This window comes from Mycobacterium sp., assembly GCF_052143115.1.
GTDB lineage: Bacteria > Actinomycetota > Actinomycetes > Mycobacteriales > Mycobacteriaceae > Mycobacterium.
In genome coordinates this window covers 1-2,688 of the sequence record NZ_JBKQTQ010000315.1, presented here as the reverse complement: position 1 = coordinate 2,688, position 2,688 = coordinate 1, and the positions used below count along the sequence as shown (strand labels likewise).

The window sequence follows — 2,688 nt, the reverse complement described above, 5'->3', positions numbered from 1 at the left end:
CCGAATACCGCGATGTTGATCGTTACCGCCCCCCGGCCAGCCTCACCGAGGAGATCCTGGCCGGCATCTACGCCCAGGTGCTCGGGCTCGAGCGGGTCGGGGTCGACGACTCGTTTTTCGACCTGGGCGGGGATTCGCTGTCGGCGATGCGGGTGATCGCCGCGGTCAACACCGCCCTGGATGCCGGCCTTGCGGTGCGCACCGTGTTCGAGGCGCCGTCCGTTCGAAGCTTGAGTGAGCAGTTGGGCAGACATGACAGTGCGATGGAAGTAGTCCCCGTTGAGGTCCTCAAGGAGGGTACGGGTGTTCCGCTGTGCTGTATTCATGACGGTTTCGGGCTTAGCTGGTCATATCGGGCTCTGGGCAATTATTTGGATTGCCCGATTATCGGAATTAACCAAATCCCGCAAAATGGCGAAGCTGAACCTGGATCGATTCGTAGCATGGCGGCAAGCTATGCAGACAGGCTCCAAGCCGTTTATCCTGCCGAGACCTACAAGCTTCTCGGCTGGTCTCTTGGGGGCGTCGTAGCCCACGAGCTCGCCATTGAGCTTAATCGACGCGGATGCGCAGTCCAACGCTTGGTACTGCTCGACGATGCATTCAGCACTAACAGGGTCATCGCGAGAAATCAAGCCTCAGACGAGAGCCAAATCCTGGAACACATCTTGCGAATCAATCATATAGATATTCCAGAACAGTCGGGGCCTCTTACCTACCCGCAGGCAGCGGAGTTAATTCACCAACAACTAGAAGAAGTAGTGGAGTTTGCTCCCAATCAGCTGTTGGAGTTCATGGTTCAAAGTGTTACTGCTAACCACTCGTACCTGCAGGAACACGTGCCTGATGTCTTTGATGGCGATATGGTCATATTCTCCGCAGCGCGAAGTAGAAATAGGAACGGTTCATCCCATCTGCAAAGTTGGCGACCCTACGTTGCTGGCGACATTACAACGTACTCGGTCGACTGCACACATCATGAGATGTTGACCACCGCATCGCTCGGTATGTATGGTGAGCAACTCAAACTTTCATTAGAAGCTTAAGGCGGCGTTGCGGTGGAGGCATTCCATTCCCGGGGCCTGTCAGGATCTCTGGTGATTTACCCCACCGCACTCGAGGCGCCGCCGTCTGGCGTGTTGCGGCCGATGTGTAGTTGCATGTTCAAGCTGCTGGCGCAGGATGTGGAGTCAGTTGGAGGAGATTTACGATTTTCCGGGTCCTGAGGCGGCTGTGGATTCCGCTAGTCGTACTGCTGGTGATCGGTGCTGGCGGATTGACGGTGTCGCGGCTGCACGGCATCTTCGGCTCCGAGAAACGCCCTTCGTATGCCGACAGCAACATAAAGGAGACCATGCCTTTCAACCCCAAGCACCTGGCGTACGAGGTCTTCGGACCACCAGGGTGACGGTGGGCGAGCTCGGCCCGACGTGGCTAGAGCGGCAGCGCGGGCACCTGAAGGCGTCAACCCTCCGATCCTATGAATTGAGCTGGGGTGCACACGTCGCGCGGCGTTGGGGTGGCGTCCGCATCTCCGATGTCCGCTACAGCGACGTGCAGGTGTGGGTGGCGGACCTGTCGTCGCGGCGCGGCCCGGGGGTGGTGCGAATCGCGTACTCGGTACTGGCGCGGATCCCCGATGACGCGGTGCGAGACAGGCTGATTGCTTCCAACCAGGCCCGCGGCGTGAAACTGCCGAAGCAGCCGCCGCGGCGCAACGTCTACCTGACCGCCGAACAGTTGCAGCGGCTCGCCGACGAGTCCGGCGGGTACAAGTCCCTGGTGCTGGTGCTCGGGGTCGGCGGGCTCCGGTTGGGCGAGGCCGCGGCGCTGCGCGTATCAGACGTCGACTTCCTGCGTCGGCGCGTTGAGTTGCGCCGCAACGCGGTCAAGGTGGGCAGCGGGTTTGTGGTCGGCACGCTCAAGAACCACAAGCACCGCGGCGTGGCGCTGCCGGGGTGGTCGTCGACGAGCTGGCCCACGCGTGCGAGGGCAAGGACCGCGACGAGCTGATCTGGCCGTCGCCGCGGGGCGGGTACATTAGCGGGCCGTCGTTGTGGAAGACCTCATGGCTGGCGATGGCGGTGGCGCGCTGCCAGCGGGCCGACCCCACCTTCCCGCGGGTGACGCCGCATGACCTGCGACACACCGCAGTGTCCCTGGCGATCAGCGCGGGCGCCAACCCGAAGGTGGTGCAGCGCATGCTCGGCCACGCGTCTGCCGCCATGACGCTGGACATCTACGCCGATCTGTTCGAGTCGGACCTGGACGCGGTCGCCGCTCGCCCCCGAAAACGTCTCTACCAGCGTATATGAGCCGGAAAGCGTGCTGTGCCCGGTTGTCTGGCGTAAAACCGACATCGTCGTGGCTGACCGGGTGGGCGGCCTACAGCTGGCGATTTACAGCGGCGAGGACCGCAAGTCCCTCGCCGACTTGATGAGGCGACGAACGCGGTTGTGCAGCTCCTCATCGGGAGCAACTCTTTCGAGGCTTTCGGCTCGATCGAGCACATCTGGATGTAGAAGCGCGCGAGGCTTCGTAGAGGGAATGCAAGGTTTAGGGGCTCTTCGTAATTCAGTTTTCTGGTGCCTGTCGGCACGCCCGTGCATGCGGGAAAATCGGGTGCGGTCGCTCGCCGAGGTCGATCACTCTTTGGCGCAGGTGAGCCCGTAATTCAGTTTGATCCGG

General features: G+C 61.4%; 3 protein-coding genes and 1 pseudogene. All 4 read left to right on the top strand.

Annotated elements, in window-relative coordinates; all coding sequences use genetic code 11:
* The coding region (locus ACLQI9_RS31085) for a thioesterase domain-containing protein (RefSeq protein ID WP_442392719.1) at nucleotides 1-1,046 on the top strand (1,046 nt) is incomplete at its 5' end.
* Nucleotides 1,047-1,222: 176 nt separating this feature from the next.
* Nucleotides 1,223-1,405 (top strand): annotated as a pseudogene (locus tag ACLQI9_RS31080) (MmpS family transport accessory protein); the annotation flags it as partial.
* Nucleotides 1,405-2,013, top strand: coding sequence for a hypothetical protein (locus ACLQI9_RS31075; RefSeq protein ID WP_442379468.1), 609 nt, complete (start codon nucleotides 1,405-1,407; stop codon nucleotides 2,011-2,013). The pseudogene ACLQI9_RS31080 and the gene ACLQI9_RS31075, both read left to right, overlap by 1 nt.
* Nucleotides 1,959-2,315: a tyrosine-type recombinase/integrase gene (locus ACLQI9_RS31070; protein ID WP_442379466.1), complete on the top strand. Its 357-nt coding sequence runs from the start codon at nucleotides 1,959-1,961 to the stop codon at nucleotides 2,313-2,315. Before ACLQI9_RS31075 ends, ACLQI9_RS31070 begins: the two co-directional genes overlap by 55 nt.
* Nucleotides 2,316-2,688: the final 373 nt, after the last annotated feature.